Annotated in this window: 3 protein-coding genes and 1 pseudogene; 1 reads left to right on the top strand and 3 read right to left on the bottom strand. The window is 63.9% G+C overall.

All coding sequences use genetic code 11. The features are described 5' to 3' along the window. Positions 1–507: 507 nt before the first annotated feature. On the top strand, positions 508–2061 hold the full coding sequence (locus tag AB0I79_RS63095; protein WP_357896280.1) for a cellulase family glycosylhydrolase: 1554 nt from the start codon (positions 508–510) through the stop codon (positions 2059–2061). 124 nt (positions 2062–2185) lie between these two features. Here AB0I79_RS63095 and AB0I79_RS63090 read toward each other — a convergent pair whose 3' ends face one another. From AB0I79_RS63090 to AB0I79_RS63080, 3 genes and pseudogenes are all read right to left on the bottom strand, one after another. Then, positions 2186–3517, bottom strand: coding sequence for a family 43 glycosylhydrolase (locus tag AB0I79_RS63090; RefSeq protein WP_357896283.1), 1332 nt, complete (start codon positions 3515–3517; stop codon positions 2186–2188). A gap of 75 nt (positions 3518–3592) precedes the next feature. Then, positions 3593–4741 carry a family 43 glycosylhydrolase gene (locus AB0I79_RS63085; protein ID WP_357896277.1) on the bottom strand — a complete coding sequence of 383 codons (1149 nt, stop codon included), beginning with the start codon at positions 4739–4741 and terminating at the stop codon, positions 3593–3595. 224 nt (positions 4742–4965) lie between these two features. Next, positions 4966–5095: pseudogene (locus AB0I79_RS63080) on the bottom strand (glycosyl hydrolase); the annotation flags it as partial.

The raw sequence follows: 5095 nt of genomic DNA, 5'->3' as shown, positions 1-5095 counted from the left end.
GCACCGTCCTGCCGATCACCCAGGCCGAGTACGACCGGCTACTGCAACACTGGGGCTGAGCCGCCAGCCGCCCGGCACGCCGAGCGCCCCACCCGCCTGATCACCCGGCAACGGCTCGAGCAGCTTGGCGGCGCGATCGCCGCTTGTTGCAATGAGATTTCCCGACTTCTAGAGTGTGCCTATCGCAGCATTTCCCCTGCTGTCGAAATGCCGTCGAAGCGCTTCGACTAGATGAGACGTTAGCAGGCAAGCCTTGCTAAGAACAGCATGTATTCGGTGTTGGCTTCCGCCGCGATCGTCGGCGCGATCCCGCGCCTGCCACTCCGGCCAACCGCCCCCTCCATGCCGCGCATTGCGCAAACCTCACAAGCTCGATGAGAAGAGTCCGACACCACCGATCGAGAGGTTTGCCTGGACGAAACTGCTCCTGGGCAAACCAAACCTGAAAGAGAGGAAGTACCCATGGTTCCAACAGCAAGGAAGATCAGGGCCATTCTCCTGGCCTGCATGCTGTCGGCCGCCCTATCGGTGTCCGGCTTGACCACGCATGCGTCGGCCGGCACCACGACACAGCTCAACGCTTCGCAGATCGTCGCCGAGATGGGAGCGGGCTGGAATCTGGGGAACCAGCTGGAAGCCAACGTCGACGGATATCCCAGCGAAACGGCGTGGGGCAATCCGACCGTAACACAGGCTCTCATCGACAAGGTGAAGTCGACAGGCTTCAATACGATCCGGATCCCGGTCTCGTATTTACGGCATATCGGGGCCGGCCCGGACTACACGATCAACCCTTCCTGGCTGAACAGAATTCAGGAAGTCGTCAACTATGCGTACAACCGAGGCATGTATGTGGTGCTCAACATACATGGAGACGGCTACAAAACCATCCCATACGCCTGGCTGATCTGCGACTCCTCCAATCAAACAGAGATCAAAGCCAAGTATCAGAAGATCTGGCAACAACTTGCGTCCAGGTTTCAAAATTACGACCAACGCCTGATCTTCGAATCCATGAACGAAGAATTCGACGGACAGTACGGCAATCCCACTCAACCGTGCTACTCAAACATCAACAGCTACAACCAAATCTTCGTGGACACCACAAGACGAGCTGGCGGAAACAACAGTTCACGATGGCTGCTTGTTCCTGGCTGGAACACGAATATCGATTACACCACCGGAAACTACGGCTTCGTGATTCCGACGGACAACTACCGATCGCCTTCCATCCCCAGCAATGAGCAGAGAATCATGATCTCCGTTCACTATTATGCTCCGTGGGACTTCGTCGGGGAGGAAAACGGCACGATCACGCAGTGGGGACCGGCAGCAACCAACCCATCGAGAACATCCACCTGGGGACAGGAGGATTACATGGATTCGCAGCTGAAGAAGACGTACGACAGTTTCGTCGTCAGAGGATACCCGGTAGTGGTCGGCGAATACGGCTCGATCGACAAGTCATCCTTTGATTCGTCGAACAACAGGTACCGTGCGGACTTCGCGCGCGCCATGGTGGCCACCGCCAAGAAGTACGGAGCAGCCACTATTTACTGGGACAATGGCGTCAACGGTCAATACGGTTTTGGGCTGTTCAATCGAAGCACCAACGCGGTGACCCAGCCAGGAATCATCGGCCCCATTATGAGCGCCATCGGCGGTCCTGGGTCGGCCACCCGCTACGAGGCGGAAGCTTCGCCGGCGGTGTGCACTGGCACCATCGACTCAAACTGGTCGGGCTACTCAGGTACCGGCTTCTGCAACGGCACCAACGCGGTGGGGGCCTACGCTCAGTTCACCGTCAACGCGAGCACGGCGGGCACCGCGACGCTGCTGGTCCGGTTCGCCAACGGTGTCGCGACCGCGCGGCCGGCCTCGCTGCTCGTCAACGGCTCGGCGGTGCAGGCCCCGTCGTTCGAGGGCACCGGCGCGTGGAGTACATGGGTCACCAAGACCTTGACCGTCACGCTGAACGCGGGCGGCAACACCATCAGGCTCAACCCCACGACGGCCAGCGGCCTGCCCAACATCGACTACCTCGAAGTCACGACGCCCTAGAACCCGGCGGGCCTGGCGGGCTTCGCTGGGCTCGCCCCATGTCGTTATCGGCTAGGGCAACCAGGTATTCGGCGTCACAGGCTTCGGCATGAGCACGATCAGTCGCGTGGCCTCGATGCCCAGATCATCCGGCGGGGAGAAGTGCATGTGGTGCAGCCGCATGCACTTTCTCCCGCGAGGATGCATGCACGTCACGCTGCCGCGCGTGTCCATTGCTGGTTCGTGCCGGTGGTCCCGCAGGGCGGCCCGGGGCGCTCACCGATTCGAAGGTCACTGCGGCCGAGTCGGACTGGCCTGGCCGCCTGGTGAAGCTCGCGCCGTTCCTGAACCCCGTCGTGCCGTCGTTTCTGTCCAGCCAGATCTCGTAGTTTTGGTTCCGCAGGTAGTAGCCGGGGTTGCTGGTCGACTCCAGCGACACCGTGCCGCTCCCGGCCAGCCCGGTGACGATGCGGAACTGCGACTCGGCCAGGTTCGTCATGTCCGCGTCGATCCGCCCGCGGAACGGGACCTGCCGGATGAACCGGTCCGGGAAGGTGTACGACCTGAACCGGTACGGCGTCGCGCCGTCCGGCACCGGGATGCCGAGGTTCGGGGTGCCGTCGGCGTTCCTGTACAGCTTCTGGATTCGGGTGCGCCGGTTCGGGTCGTTCAGCGGATCGCCGCTGATATCCCTGTAGTTGCGGTCGTGGTAAACCAGGATGTCGCTCTGCCCGTCCTCGGAGACTGTGAACGAGTTGTGGCCCGGGCCGTACTGGCTCGTCGCGGCGTTGGACCTGAACACCGGCTGCTGCTTCTTGCTCCACGACGCCGGGTTCATCAGGTTGCTGGACGCCGACGCGGTCAGCATCCCCATGCAGTAGTTGCTATCCGTGGCGCCAGCCGAGTAGGTCATGAACACCTTGCCGTTGCGGATGAGCACCGACGGGCCTTCGTTGACCTTGTAGCCGACCGTCTCCCACGACAGCGTCGGGACGCTCAGCCGTGCCGGAGTCCCGGAGATCGTCCACGGGTTGCTCATCGGCGCCAGGTACAGGTTGGTGTTACCGCCGATCGCCGGGTCCTGCTGTGCCCAGGACAGGTAGCGGGTGCCGTTCTGCGTGAACGTGGTCGCGTCCAGCGAGAACGTGTCCAGGTGGGTGACGATGCGTCCCTTCTCGACCCACGTGCCGGTGAACGGGTCGGCGCTGCTGTTCTCCAGCACCCACATCCGGATCCGCCAGACGTCGTTGCTGCGGCCCGCGGCGAAGTAGATGTACCACTTGCCGTTGATGAAGTGGATCTCCGGCGCCCAGATGTGCCGTCGTCGCCCGGCGCAGGATGATCCGGTCGTACTCCGGCACCGTGGCGGTGAGGTAGTAGTAGCCGTCGGTGGGTGTGCCGGACGATGTGCGGGTCGGCCCGCTGCGCGATCAGCGGGTTGGTGTACGTCACCGCCGGTGACGCCGCCGCTGGGGATGCGTCCAGCAGCGTCGCCGCCGCGCCCAGTGCGGGGATCGCGAGGAAGTACGTCTACGCATCGATTACCCCTCCCTTAGACGGGCAGCAGCTGCCACTGCTGGCAGTTGTTGTTCAGCCACGACCACTGCTGGATGTTGGCGCCGTCGGCGGAGCCGCAGGCGTTGACGTCGAGTACCTTGCCGCTACGGACGTTGACCAGCCGGCTGGTGTCGTTGCCCAGATCCTCGGTGCGCCACTGCTGGTTGGTGCCGCTGTTGCAGCTCCACTGGATGACGTCCCCGCCGTCGGCGCTGGAGGCGCCGGACACGTCCAGGCATTTGCCGCTGTTGCGGTTGACGATCCGGTACGCCGACGGCGTGGCCGCGGTCTCGCCGGCCGGGCCGGGCAGCGTCACACCGGTCGCCACCGGAGTGCCGAGGTTCGGCGTCCCGTTCGCGTTCCAGGTGAACTTCTGCGCCCGGGTGGTCCGCCCGTTGCCGCAGCCGCCGTTGGAGGCTGAGTTCGCGTGGTAGACGATCCAGTTCTCGGTGCCGTACGGGGAGGTGAAGAAGCCGTTGTGGCCGGGCCCGTAGACCCTGTTGGCGTCGTTGCGCTGGAAGATCGGGTTGGCCGCCTTGGTCCAGGACGAGGCGGACAGCGGGTCGCCGCCGTTGTAGGTGAGCATGCCCAGCTTGTAGTCGGCGGTCTGGCACGAGCTCGCCGAGAAGACGACGAAGGTCTGGCCGTTGCGCTGCAGCGCCACCGGCGCCTCGTTGACCGGCGAACCGGACCGCTCCCACGAGTGGGTCGGCTGCGAGATGATGCTGAACGTGCTGCTGGCGAGCGTGTACGGGCCCATGGGGTCGATGCCGGCGCTCTCCAGCACGTGGGTGCGCTGGGTGTCACAGCAAGGGGCGCCGACCTGGGCACCGGAGTAGTACAGGTACCACCGGTTGTCGATGAAATGGATCTCGGGGGCCCAGAAGTTCGTCCCGCGCGATGACGTGCTGTCCTCCCAGACCTGCACGCTCGGCGCGGTGGCGAGCCCGGCCAGCGTCGGCGACTTGCGCATCAGCAGCTTGTTGGTGAACGTGGTCGTGATCAGGTAGTAGTTGCCGTTGTAGTACTCGAGCCAGGGATCGGCCCCCTTCTGAGACTTGATTGGATTGGCGTACGGAAGGCCCGGTGCGGCGGAGGCCGGCTGCGCGACGCCGGCGGACAGCGCGTGCACAGCGCCGTGCACAGCGCCGTCACCGCGGCAAGTAAGACCCGATAGCTAGCACGGGACATGTCGGAGTCCTTTCGACAGCGGTCGTTCGGTCCTTGCACGGGCACCTCTTTGTTAGCGTTAACAGTCCGCCAGGTGCCGCTGACCGGCGAGGCTCCCTAGGCGGAGGACAACTCGCCATCGGCACAGGTCACGGCCTGGCGGCCCGATGGATGCCGGGCCGCCAGACCGCTGGCGGGTCAGCGGACGTAGATGTCGGGTTGCGGTGGGGTGCTCATGCCGTCGCCGAGGAAGAAGCTCGGGTGTGGTGGCTGGTTGTAGGCGGTGTTCTGCCAGGCGATGGCGACGCGGTACTGGGCGTCGTGCATC

This window comes from Nonomuraea sp. NPDC050202 (genome assembly GCF_040656115.1).
Classification (GTDB): domain Bacteria; phylum Actinomycetota; class Actinomycetes; order Streptosporangiales; family Streptosporangiaceae; genus Nonomuraea.
The sequence above is the reverse complement of the archived record's forward strand: the minus strand, read 5'-3'. Positions and strand labels throughout refer to the sequence as shown.

Coding starts and splice junctions, on each gene's coding strand:
- AB0I79_RS63095 (WP_357896280.1), top strand. CDS start 508: ATGCTGTCGGCCGCCCTATCGGTGTCCGGCTTGACCACGCATGCGTCG.